Genomic DNA, 24,261 nt, shown 5'->3' with positions numbered 1-24,261 from the left:
ACTACTTCCATGAATCGCTATTTAGAAAGGTATGAGGTGTTCGATTGACTAAGATAATGACGAAAACAGAACGATTAATTATTCGATTAATGGAAGAGGGAGATTACTCTTCTTGGCTTACGCAATATGAAAATCGTTTACCTTCCCAGCATAAATACGATGAAGGTAAATTAGATATGAGCATCTGTACGAAAGAATGGTTTCGTGATTTAGTTACTAAGCATCATCAGATGGCTGAGGATGATAAGGTGTATGTATTTGGAGTATTTAGAAAAACAGATAATACGCATATTGGTTTTGTAGACTTTTCCACAATTATGAGGGAAGAATTTCAATGGGCTAGGTTCGGGTATACCATTCATAACCATTTTTGGAGAAAAGGTTATGGTAAAGAGGCTGTAAAGGCAGCGATTGATCTAGCTTTTGAAAAATTAAATTATCATCGAATAGAAGCTCATATAAACCTCGACAATACGGCATCTATAAAATTAGCAGAAAATGTTGGAATGCTTTATGAATGCACGAGGAAAGGATTCATATACGAGGACAACAAGTGGACTGATCAGCTGGTTTATTTTATAAATGCAGAAGACATTTAAAAGGGAGGAGCTGTATGTACGACATGGAGAACTCTTTAGAAGTGCAAAAGAAAGAGGATATAAAAATTTCAATAGTCATACCAGCCCATAATGAAGAAAAATACATTGGAAAATGCTTAGAATCTATTTTAAAGGCTTCCAAATCCTTTGAAAATCAAGTAGAGATTATTGTTGTTTTAAATCGCTGTACAGATAGAACAGAGGAAATTGCAAAATCGTATAATTGTATCCTACTAAAAAATAGCGATAAGAACCTTTCGAAGATTAGGAACGCTGGCGTTGATATAGCAAGAGGGGAAATCATCGTCACAATTGATGCCGATACACAGATGAACGAACATGTGTTATCGAAGGCAGTGGAGAACTTAATCACAGGTAAGTACATTGGCGGGGGCGTTACAGGAAAGTTTGAAAGAATGTCCTTAGGAATTTTTGTTTCAGCTTTGTTGTTAATCGGACCAATATTTTTAAAATATGGTGCAATTTCTGTAGGCATCTTTTGGTGCTACAAAAAAGATTTTCAAGCAATTAATGGATTTAATGAAAATATGCTCATGGCAGAAGATGCCGATTTTGCTAAACGATTAAAAGATTGGGGAAAAAAGAACGAAAAAAAATACGGAACAATTCAAAATGGAATGATCACTTCAAGCAGAAAATTTGATAAGCATGGAGACTGGGTTTTACTTAAACGTCCTAAAATGATCCTAGCATACCTTAAAGGTACAGATCAGAAACATGCGAATGAAGCATATTATGAAAATGAAGATAGATAAAAAGAAACCGTAACGTTAATCGAACAAGGATTAACGTTTTTTTGTTATCACACTAGCTGGAAAAAAGAAAAGAATTGAATAATTTTTTATAATAAATTATTCTTTATTACATCAATATTGATGATTCATTTTAGCGAAAGGATGGGGATTGATATAGCTGACGTCAATGTGTCAAACCCTAACAATCAGAATGATGAATAACTTTGAAGATTTAATAGAAAAAGAGTATTCCAATATAGCAGGCATCGCTATTAGAAAAGATAATTATTTAATTTACGAAAAATATTTTGATGAGTACACCCAAGATGATGCTTTGCATATAGCATCTGTCACTAAAAGTATCATCTCCATTCTTATTGGAATGGCAATTGATAAAGGATATATGAAAAATATAGAACAGCATGTGTTAGATTTTTTTCCAGATTATACAGTGAAACGTGGCGAAAAAACCATTCAAAACATCACCATAGCAAATTTGTTGTCAATGACTGCACCCTATAAATACAAGTCAGAGCCTTATACGAAAGTATATTCAAGTGATGACTGGGTAAAAGCTGCATTGGATTTGCTAGGAGGCAAAGGTAGTATTGGGGTGTTTAACTATTCTACCGTTGGCACACATATTTTATCAGGTGTTCTTACAACTGCCACTGGTCAATCTGTTCTTGATTTCGCTACAGAAAACTTGTTTAAACCTCTTTCAATCAAAGCTCCCACAAATACAACTATACAAAATAAAGAAGACTATTTCGCTTTTCTGAAGGATAAATATGTCACTGGCTGGATAGTAGATCCTAAGGAAGTAAATACCGCTGGTTGGGGACTTACGTTAACAACCCGAGATATGGCCAAAATAGGTCAGCTCTATTTAAATGGGGGTGTATGGAACGGTCGCCAAATTCTTTCTTCTCAATGGATAGAGGACAGCACTAAAGTACAAAGTCGATCAGGAAAGCTGACCTATGGTTATTTGTGGTGGATACTTGATGATTGCTATGCAGCTTTGGGGGATGGTGGAAATGTAATATTCATAAATCCTCAAAAGAAGATGGTCATTTCGATTGCTTCGCGCTTTATGCCACGTGCCAAGGATCGTGTTGAATTGATTAGAAAGCATATAATACCATTGTTTGAATAACAGCTAGGGATAATAAAAAATTATGGTAAATACACTCCATTTTGATCATCATCAATCAAAATGGAGTTTTTATATTGAATAAAGGATATTAATGAATCAATTTTGTCAATCATCCTTAATGAGCATAAAAGCATCTACTTTATTGACTACAAAATAACATTACAAGCCATCCAAAACAGTTTTGAGGATCCGTTCAACTTTGTTCAAAATGACATTTTTAAAATCAATTAAAGTTTCGCATTTTTAATCAAAATTTTTTTAAACTAACAAAAATACTTGCAACACCCATTGTAGTACTGTATAGTACTAATTATGACAAAGGTAAAATTAATGAATCAAAAACGTGTAATTGAAGTAGCTGCAACATTATTTTTAGAAAAAGGGTTTGCTTATACAAGCATGGATGAATTAGTTCGTGTAAGCAAAGTTTCAAAGTCTAATGTGTATTATCACTTCTCTAATAAGGAAGAATTGTTGGAAGGGGTCGTTGATTATTGGATTGAAATGTATCAATCTGTAATAGATGACTTACTATCTCAAAACCATTTATTAGTTGAAGATCGTATCAAACTGTTTTTAAAGCAAATAACACAAGGAGTTCAGACGAGAGAATATAAGGGGAGCTGTCCATTTATTACGCTTTATATTCAAAGTCCTACAAATGCCACAAAAGTAAAAGAAAAAATAGGTCTTTTTTTTAAAGGCTTACAAACGAAAGTTTCTCTATTCCTTAAACAAGGGGTAGAGAATGGTGAATTTAGAAAGACAATAAATATTGACGAGGTTGCATCTCTTTTTATTACAAATCTTGAAGGAGCGCTATTTATTTCAGAAACACTGGAGGATGCAACTGTAATCATGAAAACAGCAGATCATTTGTTTAACTTGCTTCGGTAAAAGAAGCATTTTTTTTACATCAAATTAGTACTGCTCGGTACTACTAGGAGGATTTTTATGAGAACAGTATTTTTAACGGGTGGAACAGGTTTTATTGGAAAGCAATTAGTGAAGGAATTAGCCAAAGAGGATGTGAACATTCTTCTTTTAGTGAGGTCGAAAAGTAAAGCAACACACATTTTTCAGGAAAGAGGCATCTTAAAAGAGGAAAATATGCACTTTATTGAAGGTGATTTAACGAAAATAGACTTAGGTCTAAGTGCTGAAGATAAGGAGTTGGTATTGAAAACGGATGTGATTATTCACGCAGGAGGCTCCATGGATATTCAAGCGACAAACAAAGAGGCAACTTCTGTATTTTTGAATGGCGCCAAACATATTAGTGAATTCGCTAAAAGTATTCATCACTTGAAGGGCTTGCAGCAATTTATTCATGTTGTAGGTTACATGAGTCCCTTTGATGATAATAATAGCAAGGTTACGATAGATGTATTTAAAGAAGGAAACAAATTTTTAAAAATAAAAAATCCATATGAGAAAACAAAATTTTTAGCTGATCTTTATATCCGTCAACAGGCATCAGCAGTAGGTTATCCGCTGTCTGTCATTAATCCGCCAACTGTGGTTGGTAGTAGTAAAACAGGGAGTACAGAGCAGATAGCAGGATTAGGTTTGCTTGTGACAAGTATGCGAAGAGGGCTCATGCCAGTGATTCCGGGAGGTAAGGGATATAGGTTGCCACTGATTTCAAACGATGAGTTTGCGAAGTTTATTGTGCAGGTTTTCAAATTGGAGCAGCCGGCTATTCAAACATATACACTTGTTGATGACAAAGAGAACGATCCGAACATTGCTGAATTATTAAGTGTTATGTCGGAAAGTATGAATATGAGGGCACCAAAAATCTCTGTTCCAATGCCGCTTATGAAAACAATAATGAAAAGTGGAGTAAGTAAAATAACAAACATTCCTTCTGATGGACTGAATTTTATCACAAAACGAACATTTTCAAATGGTTCGGTGAAAACCATGAGGGGGGGAGATTGGTTTAAGAAGATGAGTGTCATGAACTTTTTCCCTGCCGTAGTAGCTGATCTGGATTATCGATTGATGTATCAAAATGGGGAGCATCATCATTTATTTGAGCGAACATTATGCGATAACAATACCCTTTACCAATTACACGGAGAGGGAAAACCGTTTATTTTATTACATGGTTTATTGAGTGATGGGGAGGATTTATTTCCTTTAGCGCTAGAGCTTCATGAAAAAACGGGTCAACCTGTATGGATCTTGGATCTTCCAGGTTTGGGACGTTCACCTTTTAAACGCGAGAAAAATCTTTTAAATATCTATTTGAATGTAGTAAAAAAGTTATTGGAGAAAGCTACTAACGGCGCCCATCTAATTGGCCATTCATTTGGTGCGTATATTCTTTTGGAAGCATTAGTACAAAAGTACATAGATAAGAAGTATACAATTACTTTACTTCAGCCACCTATTACTAAAAAAAATGCTAAATCGATAAATGTTCCTCAATTTATGAACAAATGGACATTGAAATTGGCAACTACTAATTTGATAGAGCGATATTTATTAAGTAATGGTTTATTTGAAAGTACAGAGAGCATCCCTGAACATTATATTGAAAAACTAAGTAAAAGTTTTACTTCTCCTAGAATTTTAAATACTACGGTTCAGCTTAATAGTTTACTATCGAAAAACGTTCAAGGTGATTTCAATGAAGTAACAAAGTATAATCTTCACATTATTTGGGGGGATTCTGACAGAGGCTATTCTGCTCCTTCACATCTGGGTAAGGTTGATTTTGTTCCATATGGTCATCATTTTCCTCTTAGCCATCCGAGTGAAACGGCTAATTTGGTCATAAAAAACAGTAATGAATTTGCAAAATAAGCTGAGATCTTGCTTCGGTAAAACTACTATTTAGTGTCCTTTCTACAGGTAGCAGTGAAAATTACTGATATTACAGCCGAAAAAGTATACACCTAACCAGTTGTCGAAATTTATTTGACGACTGGTTATTTAATATTGTTCTTCAGAAGAAATTATACTGAACTTCCATGTTGTTTATTTTATAAGTAGTTAATCATACAATAAATCAAGTTGAAGCTGAAGCTATAGGTAAACAATCTCAAATGTAATCAAAATTATTTTGTTAATAGATGTTTATATAGGATGATAAGTTTTTAGAATTGTCCCTAAAATTTTCAAAAATATAAGAAGTCCAAAACCCAAGAAGGAAAATTATTTTATTTTTTTAAGGACAGCAGAAAGAATTTTGAAGCTAGAAAGGTAAATTTTGGTGTCCAAAACCTATGTGACCTTTTACATTCATTTTGTCTCACTATTATTAGTATACTTTTCAATGAAATATAACTTCCTATAATTTATATTATGTAAACTAAAATTATTTTGCGTGGAGGAGGGCTTAGATACGTCAACTACCCATAATAATTTTCAAGTTCCTTATAATTTTCATGTGAACGATAACTCTCCTTTTTTACGATAATGGGATGATTTTGTACAGATAATAATTATTGTTTAATACGATATCTGGAGGTTTTATACTTGCAACTACACGCTGCCATTGACGAATTTGTATTGTATATTGAGATTGAAAAAAATTACTCGGTTAATACAGTCACTAGTTATGAATACGATTTACAACTCTTCTTGACCTTTTTATCGGATCATGGCTGTTCAACCTGTTTAAATGAGATTACCAAGACTCAAGTACGACGCTTTATCCAATATCTATTAGGATCATTAAAACAAAAACCTCGTTCGGTGAACCGAAAAATTTCTTCCTTAAAATCGTTCGCCAAATATTGTTTAATAGAACGATACCTTACTAATGATTTTACACACGGGATTGAATCGCCAAAGACCGATGATAAACTTCCTGTCTATATGACACTAACGGATCTAAAACAGCAATTTGACTATTTAGAGCGCTCCCAATCACGTTTTTCGATGCGGAATGAGCTAATGTTTAAATTATTAGCAACAACAGGTATAAGACGTTCTGAACTTGTTTCATTAACATGGGAACAAGTGGATTTGGTAAATGAAACGATTCGAATTGATGGAAAAGGAAAAAAAGAACGGATATTGCCCCTTCATCCACACTTAATGCCGCTTCTGGCATCCTATAAAGCTTCTTTAAGATCATATCAAAATTACCTTCTGCTGAACTAGTAAAATAATTAGTTGGTAAGTACTTAGATTCGATAACATCGTATCTTCCATTTTCGAAAAAGTAAAACGAATTAGCTGATCTTTAAATACTATATAAAGCTTTTCAACGTATCTAACTTTTCAAAGAACTCTTCATTTAATGGGTACTTTCTTGCCTTGTAAGTGAAACCTGCAAAAAAGACCATCAAAATGATGGTCCTATCTCAACAAACTGGTTAGTACAATTTGAACAATATTTACTTATCTGCCATTCTTTTTCTGATGTAACATTCGGCGTGTCAATTAAGGCAAATATGGATTGTCTTATATGTTCACAGTACAGAAAAAACACAGAGACTAACCTCTGCCTTTCCTTACTTATTAGTGAATTCTAATCCTACTATGGTATCTCGGATATTTTCAAGATCTTTTACTAATACTTCTCGTGGCTTACTACCATCAGGTGGAGAAACAACACCTCACTCTTCTAAAGTATTAACTAATCTAGCAGCCCTTGCATAACCAATTCTAAATTTTCTTTGTAACATTGAAACGGAAGCTGTTTGCTCTTTAATAACTAGCTCAATTGCATCCTGAAGGAAGGAATCCTCATCATCAGTTTTTTTATATTGATTCGATATTGAGTTATCCATTTCCTCTTTACAATCATCATTGCATTGTGACTGATATTAGTAATAACAACTGATATTAAAATTTGAAATAACAAAAAGTTTACACCCTATTAATTTCGATATTTTTATAATTTGGGTTTAGTCCACTCTATTTTATAATGAAAAAACTAGCTATCTGATCAATTTCAGGTAGCTAGTTTAAACTTTAGATATGCGCTGAACGTGCTGCAACGCGAGCATTATGCATTTTACACTCTTTTATGAAGCTATCCAAGAATGCGTCTACAAATAGAATGTGCATATTCATTTGAACACTATCGAAATAGCCCTCGAAATTATATACCTGTGTTAGCCATTCATTTACTTGTAAGTTCGTATCGCGCATAAACTCGCCATCAACAAACATTGGATTTTTCGAGACAACCTCTTTCATGAAGTCAGTCATATTCTCACCAGTATTTAACTTGTAATCTGTAGTGAATTTAATAAAGCTGTATGCGAATTTGTTGAGAATCTCTAAAAGTGCAATGGCCTCGTTACTGCCAGGTGTTACATTGAATAATTTTTGAACTTGGTTTTCACTCATTTTTGAAAATGACTGTGCGTACCCCGTTAAGAATCGGTTATACCAACGGTCATAGTACGTACCGTTGTAGCCTAAAAGACCGTATTCTAAATATTCCTTGTTTTTCCATAACGTTCTCGTGCTTTTTTTCAATGGGTCCCAATCTTTAGATGCTTTTACAAACATTTCTTTCATTAATTCGGTAATTTGCGCCTCAGCTGTTGGAATATGGTGACGTAATTTCTCGGTATCGATATTTGCCGTGCCTAAATGCTCTTTATTCACAATCGAAGTGAACAGCTTTTTGATTTGATAAGCGTTATTTTCTTGGTACTCAGCAACATTTTTTGAACAATACGAAATGATATTTTTCACCAGCACATCATAACGGCTATCAATTAATGTTTCTGGAATTTTCGCTTTATATAAAATGCGCTTTAAGTCTTTTTCGTTTTTTGAACCGGTAATATGGCTAACCGGCTTAAAATGATATTGGCTATTTAGCGCCAGTAAATCAATTTCAGTCTTGTTCGCTAAAATTTGGATTGCTTGATTTTCATCGATTTTTGTACAAACTAAATACGGTACTGCTGATGGATTAGCATCATAAATCGCTGGAATGGCTGTACTTAAATCTGACGGTGAATCCGTGTTAAGCGCGCGAATAAAGAAAACAGAATCAAGTTCTGGGTATTCATTAAATAATGTTTGGTAACGATCTGTCAGTCCATTAGTATCAGGTTGCTCACTATGATCTAAACCATACGTATCAATGAATTTCACTGTTTGAACCTGTAATAAATTTAACATCGGTTCAAATTGTGATAAAACTCTGTCTTTAATCACTACTTTTTTAAGTAGTCCTGTCACAGATTTTTGGTCATGAATTTTTAAAAAGTACTTTAACTGCTCCGTTAATTCAGGTGTAATCGTATTTAAATCAAATTCCTTTGGAAATGATCCCGCAGCCGTTTTGCACACTTTATAGACTGCTTTTAAATACAACTCCACAAGATCATTGAGTTTGTATACCTTTTTATCTGCAATTTTTAACGTCAATCCTTCAGCGAATTGACTCTTTAAGTAGTCTGCAACTGCTGACAACTGCTCTTTTGAATAGTCATTTGTTAGCGCTGTTTCTTCTTTATTAAGCGTATGTAAAATACCTGTCCACAACGTTTCGATCTTTTTAGAATTAGCATCGTCAACAAAATCGAATTCCTTATAATTAAAAAAGCCTTCTGTAACCAAAATTTGCTCACAAATGGATTCGTCGTATTTCTCCTTAGGGACTTCCGGCTCTTTTGCTAATTGCTTTTCCACAAACTCATCTTCACTTAAATATTCAACTGTCACTTTCGGTGATGGTTCATTTATTGAAAAATGATACTCTACAATCGTACGTGTTGTCTGGCCTTCCCCACTCGCTTGAATCTGATCGCGATGCGCAGCAAATGAGTTAATAAATTCAGATTTTCCGGCCCCTGATTTCCCAACTAATAAAATAGATACGCTTTTCTTCATTGTACATACCACTCTCCTTTGGAATATTATTTCAATCATAAATGATAATCACACGATTATATACATTTGTTGGAAAATAACTAAAAAATGGCGGAATTACGTCCAACCAATAATAAGGTGCACGTATGAATACAGGAGATTTCCGGTCTGCCGTTTGCCAAGGTTTTGTAGTTGAACTATAGATTTTTTCGCTTGCTTCAGCATATGTTATCTCACGTTTTCGTAATGCTTTTCAATTTTCTCCATTTTTGAATATACTTAGTTATCCCCCTGAATCTGTTGGCTTAAGTAAATTACCCTATATATTCCCATTAACTAAACTAAATTCGCTAAACTTCAAAAAAATTTATAGTTATTTATTAGGATTTAAATTTGAATAATATCTTTTCAACCAGGGGCTAATCCCCTCTAAACCACGATAAATCATTCTTTCATTTATATTCGCTTGATCTAACTTATCACGTATTCTAGTTTTAAATGTGCTGGGATAACTATTTTTTATATACATCAGGTCTTGTTTCCAAAATATCAGTTAAGTTTATATTAGGTTTTGACATTATTGTAAACATTGAGTGAGTCACATATGAATTTAGCCTCTATTTACGGAGGCTGATTTTGTTTTATTGAATAAATTATTTTATCTTCTAACCGTTTCTGAGTCGTTTCACTATGATTATCTATTATTTATTCTTTAAATAGAAATAATTTTCAAATGATTCGAAATTACTCTTCTCGCTAAACCATAAATATCCACTGTAACCAAGTAAGTTTTTTGGCAGTATGTCGATAGCCTGACAATAATTTCTGTCTGCTTTATATATTTCATATGAAAATAAAAAATCTTTATAGGGATTTTTTATTTTTTCATATTCACGGTTAAGAATGTGTTCCTGATTTTCATCAACATAGGTTGATAGATCCACTTTTTCGAATTGTTCAAAAACGGAGTTAATTTTATCTATATCATTATTTTTTATAATGACTTCTGCTTTCTCTAAATGTTTGGTATATAAATGGAGTGAGTCCGTAAAATGCCTTTGAGAACCTATGTTACATCCTATTTTTTTTGCAATATAGCACTGTAATAAGTAAAAAACAACTACATTGTATGGAACACCGAAATAAAGATCATTTGAACGGTTTATCACGGTCATATCCAAAAGGTTATTTCTAATTTTAAGCATTATTGAGATATTACAGGGTATATCTTTCGAAGAACTCCCTAAATCATTTATATGCCACATTGTTAAAACCACTCTTCTAGTAGAATTGTCTTCTTGTAATAATTTTATGGCTTTTTCAATTTGATCTATTCTGTTCAGTTCTCTTAGCCTATGGCCGTATGCTCCATTAAGAGTAAATCCATCATCTGAATATTTATCATAATCATTAATGAAATAGTTTAGTGGTCTCAAATCATTTGATCCACTTATAATCCAAGAGAATTCATTCAATGCGAAAAACGGATTAAAAGCCCTTTTTTTCAAAAATGGAAGTCTAATTAAATCATGATTCGTTATTTCAAAATAAGCAGGCCCTAAATCTTTTACAGGTCCATTTCTCGAATTAGTTACTTTTACTTCTTGCGTAACAGCTTCATTTAACAATTTTAAATAAATCTCTGAGAAGTTATCACCAGTTATTGTTATCAAGAATATATTCCACCTTTTATAAAACTCGAATATAATATTACAAAAGAACAGATATACTAATAATAAAATTTTTATATTTACTCCAGTAACCTAGTCCCTTTTTATTTTTATAAATAAAATAGAAATTAAAAAAATTACTAACTATAGGATAAATCCTTATATCTTTAATTGTTTTAGAATTTCCCATTAGACCAGTAAGACATTTGAAACTGGCTTCTTTACAACTCCAAGTTATTGTTAGAATAGTGTCTTTATCTTCATCTGCAATCTTCTCTGTCCATATTTTTTCTTCAGAACTACTTAAATAGTAGCTTGAGAATTTTGGATGCCTATTCCTAACACTTTCAATATCACATCCAATATTTTTAAAAAATTTGCTACTACAAGCAAATCCTATTTCATTGCAATGAGAAATAGATAATGCTAAATAATCTTTTCTTTTAGTCACCAAAATAGGTGCTCCATTGCTTTTATTTTTTATATGAAAATTTTTCATTTCCTCTAAGTTTATATTTAAACAATCAGCTATTACGTATTTTGCTGCTACTCTACCAGAAAACCAATTTTTACCATTCCTCAAAAATTTCTTTTCATTATTCCAAATTTTGAGTTCAATATCACTAAGATATCTATCATCGTCAATAGAAAACTCCCTTATACAAGTGAATATTTGATAATCATTTAATAAAATTAATTTTCTATTCATTAATATCCAAATTAAATTCAACTTGTTCTTCATTTCTACAAATTTGTAACATTTTCTCATAATTTGCTTTTGGTTTAATATTTCCGAGTGCCGCATGAGTAGCAATACATGTAAGTTTTCCAGTTTTATAACCAGATTCATTAGCGATAAAGTCCAAAAGCCTACCTAACCCTAAATAATTTCCATAAGCTTTTTGAACAAAATATTGGTTTCTATAAATTGCAGTTAAATCTATAAAATCTTCACGAATTTTGACACTTATAAAGCTCATACAAGGAAAACCCATCTGATTATTTTTATCCAAACAAGGATCATAAATAGACATTTCATACATGACCCTAATTCCTCTACCATTGTTTCTCTCTCTATCCAATTTAAAGATAGTATGTTCAACCTGATTAAAAGTTGTACCCTTGCCATAGTTCCACTCTACTAATCTCCCAAAGTATGTACCTTTATTATTTTCTGTTACTTTTCTTAAAATTGGATAAACTTTTTGAAATCTATTATAAAAATCAAATCGATTTTTACTTTTATTTTTCATTTCAAAAGGGAAAATTGTATTAGCAACAGTTTCGATTCTTTGATCATCCATACTAAATAGTATTTGGTTGAATTTATCTCTAACCATTTTATCGTCTGATGTTGGATTTTCTATTTCTACTATCAGATTATAATCATCTTTTCCGTTTCGAATGAGATGCTCTATTGCTTTCTTCCAGGCATCAGAGATGTTTTTACCTTTAATTACAGTATTCACATTTATGCCCCCTTTGGTATAATCCATGCACCACGATTATATTTATTAAAATAATCATAAGAAACATATGCATATCCATTATCTGCCCATTCAGGACCCCAACTATTTCTAATGATAAAAAAGTTTTTTCCATCATCTCTCTGACCATAGCCCATTATTAAAATAGCATGTAATCCTTCAAAGGTTTCTACTTGTGGAACATCTATAAAAACATTTTCATTTGAAAGCCAAAATGTTGGTTGAACTTCAACTCCTGTAATAACAGGTCTTTCCATAGATAAATGATTCTCTATTTCTTGAACATCAGCATTAATAAATTGATATGAAGAAATTTTTCTCCCTAAAGCATCTTTCTTAACATTTGTATCGATATCTGCAAATTTAAAAGGTGTTTTTAAATGTTGATTATAAGGGAAAATAGAATCTTTAGAATGACCATAGCTTTGAATCGCTTTAAAAGCACTAGGAATACTTATTCCATTTGAGTCGTCCTTCCCGTCTAAGTGTTTTGCTGAACTAAATACATATTCTTCAGATAGTCTAACATCTAAATTTCTATGATGTTCATGACAAGCTGTAACTGCAAATGCTGTACATGTTCCTCTACTTCCCTGATCTCTTACTATTGAAAAATTATTTCTTAAATCCACCATCAAATTATATTTGTCACTCATAATCATAATAGACTCCTTTAAGCAATCAATTGTTCTAGTTTTATACCATGTCGCTTATACTGTGTAATAATATTGATCTTAAATACCTTAATAGAATTTGATTTTGGCAACCATGGCCTGTTATAAAATAATTCTAACTTCATTTCCTTTATATCTTTAATTTGGAGTTTAATACATCTATCACCAACAGCTCCAAGTATATTTTCATCGGATGGACTCCAATTAGAATTAATATATCTAATTTCAGGAATCCCCATCCACTTATAACCTGTACTAGGGTTTTCTTCTAGTTTAATACGTACCTCATCTCCTAAAGCTGGGTATATAATAATATTGTTGTCTTGCTCATTTATATTCCAAATATTATTCCAATTGGTTTCTAAACCATCTTTGCCATAATGATTTTTTACATCTTTAGGACTGTAACTTTTTAGATCTTGGTATTGGCGTCCAGATTTAATTATTCTTAAACTTGCTAATCTATTTACAGTAGCTTGATAGCTTGTATCCATTCTTAATGAAAGTTCATATACAGAGAATGGAGTAAGCTCAACCACTCCCATTTGTTTCAAAATGTTGTTTACTAACTTCCTTGGCATAAGAATACAAGAAGCAAACACTTCAGCAATCTGTTCCTTTTCATCTCGCTTATATTCCTCCATAAACAATTCAGAAGATGTATCTAGACTAGGAGGATCTTTCCTAATATAGTGACAAAGCTCATGTGCAGCAGTGTACCTTTGTCTCGTAATTGGTAAGTTTTCATTAATAAGAATTCCCGGACGATTTTTTTGTGTTTCTGGAATATATGCCCCAGCCAATTTATCTATTTTTTGGAAATTTATGATAATGTTGTTTCCTTCAATTATTCTAAAAATATCGATTGGCTCTGTATATGAAAAATCAAATTTACTTAACACTCTATTTGCCTCTGCGGTTGCAGTTTTTATTATTTCAGCTTTGGATAAACCCATTGTTTTCACACTCCCCCTAGAATTACATTATTTCATTTCCGAAAGTATTTTTGAAAATCTAAGAATACTCTCACGGTCTTTTTCAGATAAGTCATCACTTGCTCTAGCGAGTAGTTCTACATCTTCATTTTCGCTATACACACCTTCAAGAAAATAACTTTCTGGATGTTTATATAATTTTGATAACATATGTATTTCATCAATGTCTGGTCTTTCTTGACCATTTTCGATACTCATGAGTTTTTCAATGGATATATCTAAAAAATTAGAGACTATCTCTATTGTTAACCCTAAATATTCTCTAGCATCTTTTAATCTATCATTGACATTCGAATTCATCGTTTAGCCTCCAATAGTTCACTTATTAGTTCACAAAATTCTTTAAAGGAAGATTTAACTCTCTTATGAACTTCTTTTATTGGTACTTTAATACCCATTTCTTCTTCTATTACACCGATAATTTCCATAAAAAATATTGAATCAACATCTGTGTCACCGAACTCGGTTATCTCATTAATAATTCTTTCTGAACTATCTCCACACCAATCTTCTAAATATTCCGCTATCTCACTCATTAATTTTTCCTGCACATAAATCACCCTTTATAAATAACTTCACCCTTTGCGAAGCATTTTACTATATCTACTATCGTTTGATGTAATTCTTCAACAGAAAGAGATCCGTCAACTATTATTATCCTTTTTGGATTTTGTTTGGCCATATATAAGAAACCATTGCGTACATTGGTTTGAAATTGAATTTTTTCTAGATCAAATTTATCTATATTAACATTATTTCGATTTATAATTCTCTGATGTGCTATTTCTGGATTTATATCTATTAAAATTGTTAGGTCTGGAGCCTTGTCTTCTGTTGCTAAAGAAGTTAGATAATGGATAACTTCTATTTCTAATTTTCTACCAAATCCCTGATATGCTACTGATCCGTCTATTCCTCTGTCACTTAAAACTAATTTACCTAATTCAATATTGGGATTGACGACCTTTTTTACAGTTTCATGTCTATCTGCTTCAAATAAAAATAATTCCGATAAACTTTCAAGTTTTAACTCAAAATTATTTACTAATATTTCTCTTAGTATTTCTCCAATAGCTGTACCTCCAGGTTCTTTAGTAAGTATCACATCACAAGTTTGATTTTTTAAATATTTATATAATAAATTTATTTGAGTTGTCTTCCCTGAGCCACCAATACCTTCAAATGTAATCCATTTTCCTGTCATACCAAATCTCCTCTAATTCTTAATTTGGTTATATTATACAGGTCTTTAATAGGTAAAAATACATGTTTTTAACAAAAAAATAAATTTGTGTTACAAATGATGGGAATAATAACGTAATATTCATTATATAGACACTCAATCTAAATAAATAGGGGAATAAAATAATGAAAATAATTACTTTATGCGGCTCTACGAAATTTAAAAAAGAATTTGGAGAAGTAAATGAGGCCTTAACACTCCTTGGTCATGTAATATTAAGTGTTGGTGTGTTTGTTCATTCTAAGGAGTTAAAAATAAAGCCAAGCCAAAAAGTATTATTGGACGAAATACATAAAAAGAAAATTGATTTATCAGATGAAATATTTGTAATTGATGTAAACGGCTATATAGGTAGTAGTACTCGTAGTGAAATTGAGTATGCTAAACTCAAAGACAAAAAAATAAATTATTTATCAGATAACAATTGTCCTTATAACTTTAATTTAAAAAATATAAGTAACTAAAAATAAAGGGTAACTCGTCGATTCATTATAAATGACAAGTTACCCTTTATTTTATTTATAAAGCTCTGGTATCTTATTTGCTTTAACATAAAGAGGATGACGTGGATGACCGTCCTTTGTTAATTCTAATACAAAAAGTGGAATACTGTTTTGTCTGATTAGATTCAATACTTCTTTATCACGATCAAACAAAATTCCTTTAGTGCCCCATGCCAGTATGACCTTTTCAGACCTTGTTAGCGCATTAACAATATATTGATTATTTTCTTTTCCTATCGGATCATTAGCTGAAAGTAACATTTCCGGATTAGTTGACCTATACGCGAATAGATTAACAACCTCTAGTGACCCATAACCCCAGTTCATAGCAAACTTAATGCATCTACGTAAAGTTGGATCATCTTCTCTACTATCGGCTGTACTAGGGTTAAGCATGATGAACGTAACCCTCGGTAAAGTATCATCCCAAACTCTCCATAGAGAATAACGATACCTTTCAGTATCATCAATTATTGCCCCACTATTATTATCCAAAATATCACCAAAAAAAGTTAATTGCATAAATATCACCTAAGTCTATTATAAACATAAAAAACACAAATTGAGTACCCTTTACAATTTTTTGCCTCACCTATTCCTTATTTATCCATATTAAAAGTTCATCAGAATATACATCACATTATAAAAGAGGAAACGATTAAAATGAACATAAAGTAAACGGCACATATACTATATCAAATAAAATAATTTAATTTTCACTTATATTATCTACTTTAGGAGATTCTTTCTAAGCTATTTCCAAATCTTTAAAAGGTTCTTTACTTTATTGTTCTTTAACGCTATGAAACGTATCGAGATTCAGTAACCTGTACTGTTGCTCATCTCAATCGCCCTCACAGCGCACAATAAAAGTATTTCGCGTTTCCTTATTTTACGTAATCCAGGATGAACACCTCATTGATTTTCTATAACTATAGACTACAGCTTCTCCTTATTCCTTCAATATTTGTATGTATTAAATAACTCATAAGCAATATATAATACAATCTGTATTTCGGTTTCACTTTGTCTTCTATTAGATATTGCATAATCATACACAACTCTTTTTTTCAAAATACTTATTATCGAAATTTAAAGTGTCAAATTTAAAGATTACTGAAGGCTTGGAAGAAGACACCAAGCCTTCAGTAATCTTTTTCTTTAAAGTTGATAAGGAGATATACTCCATATCAACTTTTTATCTTTTGTTAAGATATAGTATCAACCAGCTTATTTGTTCACTCTTATGAATAATTCTTATTAATATTGGACAGATCTACATTAAACGATAATTTGCATTATTTAAACGAATAATTCCCTTTTGAACGATAAATTATAGGAACCAACCGATAATTAGAAAGTTTTAACCAAGGTATTTATATTATGTAAACTAAAATTATTTAGCATGGAGGAGCACTTAAACTACTGCTACTTGTTTGTACTTTGTTTCCTCCTGAATTAATTACCGTAGGATATCTTTTGATAGATCTTGTGAAGAAATCTGCAATAATATGACCGTTTAATGAAAACGAGCTCTAATCCTTGTTACAGAATCGCGCCTGATTGTTGAAGAAGGTAAAAATCACTATATGCAACAATTAGTAAAGCTCGTATAAATGGATGAGGTTTATAATTTCCATCCTTTTTTACCTGTAAAATTTTACATTAGAATATATTAACCTCATTGATTTATAATCAAACCCATCTAATCCAAAGTATTATAAAAATCGAAACTTTACCAGCTACATTCTTCTTTCCATTAAAAATGTATCATGCCATATCCCATCTAATTGAGCAATTTTTTCTCTTGTACCAACAATTCGAAAGCCCATCTTTTTATGTAATTGGATACTTGATGAATTGATCGCAAAGATGGATGATTGGAGTGTCCAAAACCCCTCCTTTTCACTCTCTTCAATTAGTACTTTAAATAGCTTAGAGGCAATACCTTTCCCTTTACTTTCACTCGATATATAAACACTAACTTCTCCAACTCCAGAATAGACGGAGCGTGTAGAGACGGGTGAAATGCCAATCCAACCAACCACTCTATTGTGTTCTTCTGCAACAAAACGCAAGGTCGCATGGTGTCTTTCATCCCATACCTGTTCACTTGGCACTATTGTTTCAAAAGTTGCCATTCCTGTTTCGATTCCCTCTTTATAAATCTTTAATACCTCTTGTAAATCCTTATTTTCCATTTTACGAATAATAAGTGTGTCCATTCCATTTCCCCCTTGAATTTTTAAAAGGACTGCTAGCTTTCGCTAACAGTCAAATTATTAACAACCTGTATTTGATTGATTGACAAGATTAATACTACATACGCCTGTTTCTGGTAATTCTAATTCCACACGTTTCGATGCTTCTTCATCACCTGATAAATAAGCTGTTATAGAACGAACCTGTTCGTAGCCGGTTGCCATTAAAAATGTTGGTGCGCGTCCATAACTTTTAGCTCCTACTATATAGAAGTCCGTTTCAGGTTGGCGTAGTATTTCTTCACCATGCGCTCTTACTGTGCCACAACTATGCTCATTAGGATCAATTAGTGGCGCTAATGCTTGCACACTTTCTGTTGCTGTATCGATAGATAAACGCAGTTCATTGTTCATGGTAAAATCAGGTCGATTTCCTGCATTAACAATAAGTTCATCGAATTCTGTAAGTACTTTTTGTTCTCCATTAATAGTACCTACAATATGGATATTTTCTTCTTTTTTCACCTGTGAAATATAGAAAGGTGTTACTACCTCAATTTTTCCTGTATCTACTAATTCATGGATGCGAATACCCAATGCGCCACGTGCTGCCAACGCATCTTTTTCCTCCCCGCCATAGGCCTCCTCTACAGATCTTTTACGCATAATCCACACAAGCTTTGTTGAAGGATTATCTTTTTGTAATTCAGCCAAAGCTAATAAGGTATTGATCGCTGAATGACCACCACCAATGACAGCAACCTTCTTATTTGCATATCTCTTAGGATTCGTATTTATATCTGGAATACCATACTCAATGTGATCTGCTAATGCTTTCTCATTTTTCAGCCAAACACCTGTAGAATTTGCTGGGTTTGGGTTCCCCCATGTTCCTGTTGCATCAATAACTGCTTTTGCCTCAATAATATCGATATCATCCTCTTTTTCAACATATATATTAAAGGACTGATTGAATCGATTTTTTGATTTCATTTTATCATTTAATTGTCGTGAAATACCTACTACTTTTGAGTTCAATCGGATACTTGGTTTTATTTGTCTTAACTCTGCCAAAGGTTTTAAATAAAGATCAATTAACTCATGCCCCGTAGGTATTGTTTCTAAGTTAGGTTCTATCCAATCAGACCCCTCTAATAATGATTTAGCAGCTTTATTGATGTTATAACGCCATGGAGAAAATAATGTGACATGCCCCCAAGTACGAATATTGTGTGCTATTTCTTTGCCAGCTTCAAGTAAAATAAATGACTGGTTCTGCTCTACTAGATGAGCTGCAGTAGCTAACCCTATAGGACCTGCACCAATTATGACAATCGGTAAATTCTTATTTGGGATATTAACACTCTCCTGTACTTCAATATCCTTAGTTGTAGTACAACAAGATTGATTTTGGTTGATTACTTTTAGTGTTTTCATATAAATTTCTCCTCTTTTCTCTATATAAGCATTTTCTTATATAAAATATATTTTTTTACGTCTAGCAGTTAGCTAGACGTAATTTATTTAAGCTTTTGTAATAGTTATGAACACACTTCAATTTCACACATGATTTTATCAATTTCTTTTATAGCTTTTTCAAATTGCAACCATGTAGAAGGGCCGTAACGCTCCATATCTCCTTTAAAGAAGAAATCAAAAGCAAATTCTTTAGCCTGTATCAATGTGTATTCTCTACTATTCATAATTAACTTTAAATAAGCGATAAAATAATTTTTAGTTAATACGCTAGCATGGTTAACTGTCATTATCGTATCCTCCATTCAACAGATTGAATATTTGCTAAGACAGTATTTAAGGTATCTGGTTAGCAAGATGTCGGAGAGTATCCAACTAATACTAAACCTAGTTCACCATTCTCTTCTTCTGCATGGATCGTAACATCTGTTAATTGCGGTGCAATATCAGGATGAATTGCGATTTCGATACCTTCAATTGTTTGAATCGCATCTTCTGCTGCTGGTGCTTCTAAGCCTACACCTAAATTAACCCCACAGCAGCCTGTAATACCAAAGAAACGAAGTGTTTTAACCTCGGAATCAGCTAATACCTGTTCTAAATAATTTTTACCTTCTGGACTCATTTTCATTTGATTTTCTCTCCTTTTAATTCATGTAAGCCTTGTGCTCCAACCAGTGGCGTTTTTACCCATGGAATGGCCACAAATTGATTATTACTGATGGATTTAACTTCTTTTAGCCATTTCGTTTCTGCTTGTTGTTTTTGAATTAATGTTGGACTTGTTGTATAGATAGATGAAAATGTCTGATTAACAACCCACCAATCAACAGTTAATCCAGCACGGTGTAAATCTTCTTGTAAGCGCGAAGCTTCATAGACAGGTGTTGCTTCAGGAAGAGTTACAATGGCAACACTCGTATAAGAGGCATCACGCAACCTTGGTAACAGGTTAGAAACAGCCGGAGGAATATCCCCTTGTGAACGGCTTATTTCCCGATGATAAGCTTCTGTTGCGTCTAATAACAGCAGCGTATGCCCTGTTGGTGCGGTATCAATAATAATGACTTCATCTTGATGGTTTTCTACAACGTTAGCAAATGCTCGGAATACAGCTATTTCCTCTGTACAAGGAGAAGCCAAATCCTCTTTCACAAATGCTAAACCTTCCTCATTCATCGTTTCACTTGCCTTTGCAAGCACTTCTGCTTCATAGTTTTCCACTTCTACTTTTGGATCAATACGACTGATTGTTAAATTTTTAACGTTGTCATCACCAAATGTCCAATCGAGGTGTGCGGCAGGATCGGTTGTAGTTAAATGTACATGAGTACCCTCTTCTGCTAATCGTAATGCAATATAAGAAGCCACAGTTGTTTTGCCAACCCCACCTTTACCCATCGTAAAAATGAGTTTCGGCTTACGTTCTAAATAATCTGCAATCATTTCTTCTATCTCTGGAATCTTAGTTTCTTCATTTGATTCATCTTCTTGTATAACTTCTTGGTCAGTCATCCATGCTTGCATACGCTCAATACTTGATAATGAGTACGGTACAAATGGTAAGTAGAAATGTTCAAATCGATTTAGTTCTTCAGGAATTCTTGCTAATGCATTAGCTTGACACGCAATGAAAGCCTCTTCGATATCATCAGTAGAATCGGTATTGCTCATATATCCATTAATTAGTAGAGTCTGATTTTGAATGCCTATTTCAAACAATTCGTGAGAAGCACGTGCAGTTTCTTTTAAAGGGTTTTCTTCAGGACGCGTCACTAACATTAACGTCGTTTGTTTGGCATTCTTTAAACGTTCAACTGCTTCTTTATAGATTTCACGTTGTGGCTCTAGCCCTTTTAAAGGACCTAAACATGAGGTACCAGTCGTGTTATCATCTAGAAACGTAGACCATGCAGAAGGCAGTTGTAATAATCGTAACGTATGCCCTGTTGGCGCTGTATCAAACACGACAGTGTCAAAATTCCCTATGACTGAAGTATCAGTCAATAATGTTGCAAATTCATTAAAAGCAGCAATTTCTACTGTGCAAGCACCAGAAAGTTGCTCTTCCATATTTTGTAATACCACTTCAGGTAGCTTTCCACGATACGGACCAACCATTTGTTCTTTGTAATGCTGTGCCGCCTGTTCAGGATTCAAATTTATCGCAAATAAATTATCTATGCCTTCAATTTTTGTTGGACTATTAGAAAACGTTTGGCCAAAAATATCTTGTAAGTTGGATGCGGGGTCTGTACTAATTAAAAGTACCTTTTTCCCTTCATTTGCAATGGCTATTGATAGGCTACAAGCAACCGATGTTTTCCCAACGCCCCCTTTCCCCGTGAAAAACAGGAATGGGGTGTCAGGGAAATGACTTCTTGTAAAACGTTCCATCTTAGGCTTCTCCTTTTAGTGACAAGCGTACTTTTGGCTTTTGTAGTAATTCGTCTTCTGAAAGTCCTGACCACTGTGAAAATTGTTCATTTGTAGGATAGATCCCTTTGCAAAGTAATTCTCCATCCACAAACGTTGCAGGCAAGGCATCCATTCCTTCTGACATTAATAGTTGATTAATTGCTTCATTTTCTACAAAAGCATTTGGCTCGTTTGTAAGATTAAATCTCTCAGCTTCTATGTTTGTTTTCTTTAAATTATTCATAATAAATGACATACGCAATAATTCTGGGTCTATAGAGGGTCCACATAAGCCTGTAGAACAGCACATTGCTGGCTCATAGATATGAATTTTTTTCAATTTATTTCAGCTCCTCAGCTACAAATTGTTCAATGCGTTTACCAATTGCATCACGAACATTTTGGAATACAGCCCACTTCTCTTCATCAGTACCTGTCGCTTTCGCTGGATCTTCAAATCCCCAATGCTCACGACGAACATGAGGAGGCGTCATTGGACATTTATCAGCTGCATCCCCACATAAAGTAACAACTAACGTGGCGTTGTTTAGTGTCTCTAAATCAATTAAATCGGATGTATGATTTGAAATATCAACCCCTACCTCAGCCATCGCTTTAATGGCCTTCGGATTTACACCATGTGCTTCAATACCCGCACTTTTAACTGTCCAATTGGTAGGTAGTAATTTCTTTGCCCATCCTTCAGCCATCTGACTACGGCATGAGTTCCCTGTACATAGGAAATAAAGTGTATTTGTCATAGTAATTGCTCCTTATAATTTAATGGTTTTAAAGTATTTTTTCTGCCAACGTAGGGCAACCCATACAAGTCCTATGAGAACAGGTACTTCTACAAGTGGACCAATAACAGCAGCAAATGCCACGCCACTATGCAGGCCAAACACACCCACTGCAACCGCAATCGCTAGCTCAAAATTGTTACTTGCAGCTGTAAAAGAAAGAGCTGCTGTGACAGGATAAGATGCCCCAACTTTACGGGAAGAGAAGAATGACACAGCAAACATAATCACAAAGTAAATAAATAATGGAATAGCAATTCGCACTACATCAAGTGGCAGTTCTACTAATTGCTCACCCTTTAAAGCAAACATCATCACAATCGTGAACAACAGTGCAATTAGTGTCAGTGGTGAAATCTTCGGTAAGAACTTTTCCTCATACCAATGTTTCCCTTTTGTTTTAATCCCTATCCAACGTGTGAGGAACCCTGCAGCAAACGGGATACCTAAGTATATAAGTACGCTCTTAGTAATCTCCCACATAGAAATGGATACATGGAAATTCTCTAAACCAAACCAACCAGGTAATACATTTAAGAAAAAGTAAGCAAAAATTGAATACGTCACGATTTGAAAGATGGAGTTAAACGCAACTAAACCAGCTACATATTCACGGTCTCCACGTGCTAAATCGTTCCATACAATGACCATTGCAATACAACGAGCTAAACCAATCATAATCAGTCCAGCCATATACTCTGGATAATCGTGCAGGAAAATGATGGCTAAAAAGAACATTAAGAACGGTCCGAGTAACCAGTTTTGAAAAAGAGAAAGTAAAAGCACTTTCCAATCCTTAAACACACGCCACATTTCTTCATACTTTACTTTCGCTAATGGTGGGTACATCATGACAATTAACCCGGTAGCAATCGGTATGGATGTTGTGCCAATAGACATGGCCTCTAATGCTTCTCCAATATTAGGCATTGTCAAACTTAATAAAACACCTATTCCCATAGCAACAAATATCCATAAGGTAAGGTAACGATCTAGAAAAGATAGCTGCTTGGTTAAAGAATCATTACTCATTTATATTTCCTCCTACATGGCAACAATCTGTGCCACAGTTACACCCGTTTAAAGGTTGAATTTGTTCTAAAATGCCCTTCATCAGTGGAGTTTGATCCTCTACTAAACGGTAATGTTTCCAAGTCCCTACTTTTCGTTCTGTAATAATGCCTGCCTCCTTTAATTTTCGAAGATGTTGACTAACAGCTGGTTGCGATATTCCGAGAACATCTACAAAATCACATACACATACCTCCCCATTCTTCATGCATGCAAGTAATTTAATGCGGTTTAAATCTGCAGCTGCTTTTAGTTGTTTTTCAATTAGTGTATTTTCCATTTATCTGCACTCCTTATATAATTATTTGCTTATATATTATTTTAAATAAAATCACCTCGTTAAAGAAAGGTGAATTAATCCATATATAACTATATTCTTATATTATGATTTAATGTTTTGAATTGCAACAGA

Annotated in this window: 27 protein-coding genes; 7 read left to right on the top strand and 20 right to left on the bottom strand. The window is 33.3% G+C overall.

Going from position 1 to position 24,261, the window contains the following annotated elements; genetic code table 11:
- Positions 1-44 precede the first annotated feature (44 nt).
- The 6 genes from ACHZEU_RS01770 (at position 45) to ACHZEU_RS01745 (ending at position 6,632) form a co-directional block, all read left to right on the top strand.
- The gene (locus ACHZEU_RS01770) at positions 45-599 is read left to right on the top strand and encodes a GNAT family N-acetyltransferase (RefSeq protein WP_016991743.1); all 555 of its coding nucleotides are present in this window, start codon (positions 45-47) and stop codon (positions 597-599) included.
- A 14-nt stretch (positions 600-613) separates the two neighbouring features.
- Positions 614-1,375, top strand: coding sequence for a glycosyltransferase (locus ACHZEU_RS01765; protein WP_054550172.1), 762 nt, complete (start codon positions 614-616; stop codon positions 1,373-1,375).
- A gap of 193 nt (positions 1,376-1,568) precedes the next feature.
- Positions 1,569-2,513 (top strand): serine hydrolase, encoded by a 945-nt coding sequence (locus ACHZEU_RS01760; protein WP_279495073.1) that lies wholly within the window; start codon positions 1,569-1,571, stop codon positions 2,511-2,513.
- 330 nt (positions 2,514-2,843) lie between these two features.
- The gene (locus tag ACHZEU_RS01755) at positions 2,844-3,410 is read left to right on the top strand and encodes a TetR/AcrR family transcriptional regulator (RefSeq protein ID WP_257961482.1); all 567 of its coding nucleotides are present in this window, start codon (positions 2,844-2,846) and stop codon (positions 3,408-3,410) included.
- A 57-nt stretch (positions 3,411-3,467) separates the two neighbouring features.
- Entirely contained in the window at positions 3,468-5,327 is a 1,860-nt protein-coding gene (locus ACHZEU_RS01750; RefSeq protein WP_279495074.1) for an alpha/beta fold hydrolase, read from the top strand.
- Between the two features lie 675 nt (positions 5,328-6,002).
- Positions 6,003-6,632, top strand: coding sequence for a site-specific integrase (locus tag ACHZEU_RS01745; protein ID WP_259950154.1), 630 nt, complete (start codon positions 6,003-6,005; stop codon positions 6,630-6,632).
- Between the two features lie 458 nt (positions 6,633-7,090).
- On the opposite strand, the gene ACHZEU_RS01740 is transcribed toward ACHZEU_RS01745, so the two are convergent.
- The 10 genes from ACHZEU_RS01740 to tmk form a co-directional block, all read right to left on the bottom strand.
- The gene (locus ACHZEU_RS01740) at positions 7,091-7,264 is read right to left on the bottom strand and encodes a DNA translocase FtsK (protein WP_374805551.1); all 174 of its coding nucleotides are present in this window, start codon (positions 7,262-7,264) and stop codon (positions 7,091-7,093) included.
- Between the two features lie 184 nt (positions 7,265-7,448).
- A complete protein-coding gene (locus ACHZEU_RS01735; protein ID WP_259950155.1) occupies positions 7,449-9,332 on the bottom strand; it encodes a hypothetical protein in 1,884 nt (627 codons plus the stop codon).
- Positions 9,333-10,012: 680 nt separating this feature from the next.
- Positions 10,013-10,984: a thymidylate synthase gene (locus tag ACHZEU_RS01730; RefSeq protein ID WP_279495077.1), complete on the bottom strand. Its 972-nt coding sequence runs from the start codon at positions 10,982-10,984 to the stop codon at positions 10,013-10,015.
- Between the two features lie 37 nt (positions 10,985-11,021).
- Positions 11,022-11,690, bottom strand: coding sequence for a 4'-phosphopantetheinyl transferase superfamily protein (locus ACHZEU_RS01725; protein ID WP_259950157.1), 669 nt, complete (start codon positions 11,688-11,690; stop codon positions 11,022-11,024).
- Positions 11,683-12,450: a hypothetical protein gene (locus tag ACHZEU_RS01720; protein ID WP_259950159.1), complete on the bottom strand. Its 768-nt coding sequence runs from the start codon at positions 12,448-12,450 to the stop codon at positions 11,683-11,685. Before ACHZEU_RS01720 ends, ACHZEU_RS01725 begins: the two co-directional genes overlap by 8 nt.
- A gap of 2 nt (positions 12,451-12,452) precedes the next feature.
- Entirely contained in the window at positions 12,453-13,124 is a 672-nt protein-coding gene (locus tag ACHZEU_RS01715; RefSeq protein WP_279495079.1) for a C1 family peptidase, read from the bottom strand.
- 17 nt (positions 13,125-13,141) lie between these two features.
- The gene (locus ACHZEU_RS01710; RefSeq protein ID WP_259950161.1) at positions 13,142-14,098 is read right to left on the bottom strand and encodes an ImmA/IrrE family metallo-endopeptidase; all 957 of its coding nucleotides are present in this window, start codon (positions 14,096-14,098) and stop codon (positions 13,142-13,144) included.
- A gap of 27 nt (positions 14,099-14,125) precedes the next feature.
- Positions 14,126-14,437 (bottom strand): helix-turn-helix domain-containing protein, encoded by a 312-nt coding sequence (locus ACHZEU_RS01705; RefSeq protein ID WP_259950162.1) that lies wholly within the window; start codon positions 14,435-14,437, stop codon positions 14,126-14,128.
- Positions 14,434-14,688 carry an acyl carrier protein gene (locus ACHZEU_RS01700; RefSeq protein WP_259950163.1) on the bottom strand — a complete coding sequence of 85 codons (255 nt, stop codon included), beginning with the start codon at positions 14,686-14,688 and terminating at the stop codon, positions 14,434-14,436. The genes ACHZEU_RS01705 and ACHZEU_RS01700 overlap by 4 nt, the downstream gene beginning before the upstream one ends.
- Before the next feature lie 5 nt (positions 14,689-14,693).
- Positions 14,694-15,341, bottom strand: coding sequence for a dTMP kinase (tmk, locus tag ACHZEU_RS01695; RefSeq protein ID WP_259950165.1), 648 nt, complete (start codon positions 15,339-15,341; stop codon positions 14,694-14,696).
- Between the two features lie 164 nt (positions 15,342-15,505).
- Here tmk and ACHZEU_RS01690 point away from each other — a divergent pair, with 164 nt between their 5' ends.
- Complete coding sequence (locus tag ACHZEU_RS01690; protein ID WP_259950166.1) at positions 15,506-15,844, top strand: hypothetical protein; 339 nt, start codon at positions 15,506-15,508, stop codon at positions 15,842-15,844.
- Between the two features lie 51 nt (positions 15,845-15,895).
- On the opposite strand, the gene ACHZEU_RS01685 is transcribed toward ACHZEU_RS01690, so the two are convergent.
- The 10 genes from ACHZEU_RS01685 to ACHZEU_RS01640 form a co-directional block, all read right to left on the bottom strand.
- Positions 15,896-16,405, bottom strand: coding sequence for a DUF1643 domain-containing protein (locus tag ACHZEU_RS01685; protein WP_259950167.1), 510 nt, complete (start codon positions 16,403-16,405; stop codon positions 15,896-15,898).
- Between the two features lie 1,220 nt (positions 16,406-17,625).
- Entirely contained in the window at positions 17,626-18,108 is a 483-nt protein-coding gene (locus ACHZEU_RS01680) for a GNAT family N-acetyltransferase (RefSeq protein WP_259950168.1), read from the bottom strand.
- 57 nt (positions 18,109-18,165) lie between these two features.
- Positions 18,166-19,521, bottom strand: a complete 1,356-nt coding sequence (locus ACHZEU_RS01675) for an FAD-dependent oxidoreductase (RefSeq protein WP_259950169.1) — start codon at positions 19,519-19,521, stop codon at positions 18,166-18,168.
- A gap of 104 nt (positions 19,522-19,625) precedes the next feature.
- Positions 19,626-19,850, bottom strand: coding sequence for a hypothetical protein (locus tag ACHZEU_RS01670; protein ID WP_054550188.1), 225 nt, complete (start codon positions 19,848-19,850; stop codon positions 19,626-19,628).
- 59 nt (positions 19,851-19,909) lie between these two features.
- Positions 19,910-20,191, bottom strand: a complete 282-nt coding sequence (locus tag ACHZEU_RS01665) for a Fe-S cluster assembly protein HesB (RefSeq protein WP_103118156.1) — start codon at positions 20,189-20,191, stop codon at positions 19,910-19,912.
- Complete coding sequence (arsA, locus tag ACHZEU_RS01660; RefSeq protein ID WP_259950170.1) at positions 20,188-21,957, bottom strand: arsenical pump-driving ATPase; 1,770 nt, start codon at positions 21,955-21,957, stop codon at positions 20,188-20,190. Before arsA ends, ACHZEU_RS01665 begins: the two co-directional genes overlap by 4 nt.
- 1 nt (position 21,958) lies before the next feature.
- On the bottom strand, positions 21,959-22,318 hold the full coding sequence (gene arsD / locus ACHZEU_RS01655) for an arsenite efflux transporter metallochaperone ArsD (RefSeq protein ID WP_115673623.1): 360 nt from the start codon (positions 22,316-22,318) through the stop codon (positions 21,959-21,961).
- Between the two features lies 1 nt (position 22,319).
- Positions 22,320-22,739 (bottom strand): arsenate reductase (thioredoxin), encoded by a 420-nt coding sequence (arsC, locus tag ACHZEU_RS01650; RefSeq protein WP_279495081.1) that lies wholly within the window; start codon positions 22,737-22,739, stop codon positions 22,320-22,322.
- A gap of 12 nt (positions 22,740-22,751) precedes the next feature.
- The gene (gene arsB, locus ACHZEU_RS01645; protein ID WP_054550190.1) at positions 22,752-23,810 is read right to left on the bottom strand and encodes an ACR3 family arsenite efflux transporter; all 1,059 of its coding nucleotides are present in this window, start codon (positions 23,808-23,810) and stop codon (positions 22,752-22,754) included.
- A complete protein-coding gene (locus tag ACHZEU_RS01640; RefSeq protein WP_066036718.1) occupies positions 23,803-24,129 on the bottom strand; it encodes a helix-turn-helix transcriptional regulator in 327 nt (108 codons plus the stop codon). Before ACHZEU_RS01640 ends, arsB begins: the two co-directional genes overlap by 8 nt.
- Between the last annotated feature and the right edge of the window lie 132 nt (positions 24,130-24,261).

Source organism: Lysinibacillus sp. S1 (genome assembly GCF_044986265.1).
Classification (GTDB): domain Bacteria; phylum Bacillota; class Bacilli; order Bacillales_A; family Planococcaceae; genus Lysinibacillus; species Lysinibacillus capsici.
Note: the sequence above shows the minus strand (reverse complement) of the source record. Positions and strands in the feature narration are given on the sequence as shown.